1 protein-coding gene is annotated in these 949 nt (G+C 67.1%); it reads left to right on the top strand.

Going from position 1 to position 949, the window contains the following annotated elements:
• Positions 1–28: 28 nt before the first annotated feature.
• The coding region (locus C1J00_RS43680; protein ID WP_102914255.1) for an SPFH domain-containing protein at positions 29–949 on the top strand (921 nt) is incomplete at its 3' end.

Below are 949 nucleotides of genomic sequence, written 5' to 3'. Positions count from 1 at the left end.
CGGCTGAACACACAGCAACGGAGGCACTGTGGATCCAGTTGTCATCCCCATCCTCGTGGCGGCCCTCGTCATCGTCTTCCTGGTGGCCTCCACGGTGCGGATCGTCCCGCAGGCCCGCCGCTACAACATCGAGCGGTTCGGCCGGTACCGCCGGACGCTGCAGCCCGGCCTGAACCTGGTCGTGCCGGTGGCCGACCGGATCAACACCAAGCTCGACGTGCGCGAGCAGGTCTATTCGTCCGACCCCCGGCCGGTGATCACCGAGGACAACCTCGTGGTGAACATCGACACGGTGCTCTACTACCAGATCACGGACCCGCGGGCGGCGGCGTACGAGGTCGCCGACTACCTCCAGGCGATCGACCAGCTCACCGTGACCACGCTGCGCAACGTCATCGGCAGCATGGACCTGGAGGAGACGCTCACCTCTCGCGAGGAGATCAACTCCCGGTTGCGCGCCGTCCTCGACGACGCCACCGGCAAGTGGGGCATCCGCGTCAACCGCGTCGAGATCAAGGCCATCGATCCACCGCACACCATCAAGGAGGCGATGGAGAAGCAGATGCGGGCCGAGCGTGACAAGCGGGCGGCCATCCTGCACGCGGAAGGAGAGCGGCAGGCCAAGATCCTCACCGCGGAAGGCACGAAGCAGAAGGACATCCTGGAGGCACAGGGCACGCAGCAGGCCATGATCCTGCGGGCGGACGGCGAGGCCAAGGCGGTGGAGCTGGTCTTCCAGGCCGTGCATCGCAACAACGCCGACCCCAAGATCCTGGCCTACAAGTACCTGGAGACGCTCCCGCACCTGGCGAGCAGCGACAACAACACGTTCTGGGTGATCCCGGGGGAGCTGACCGAGGCGGTCCGGACCGTCACCCGGGCGTTCGGCGACGAGTCGACGGCAGGCCCTCACCACCCCGCGCAACCCGAGGGAACAGCCACCGCCGAC

The organism is Streptomyces cahuitamycinicus (genome assembly GCF_002891435.1).
Lineage (GTDB): Bacteria > Actinomycetota > Actinomycetes > Streptomycetales > Streptomycetaceae > Streptomyces > Streptomyces cahuitamycinicus.
Note: the sequence above shows the minus strand (reverse complement) of the source record. Positions and strands in the feature narration are given on the sequence as shown.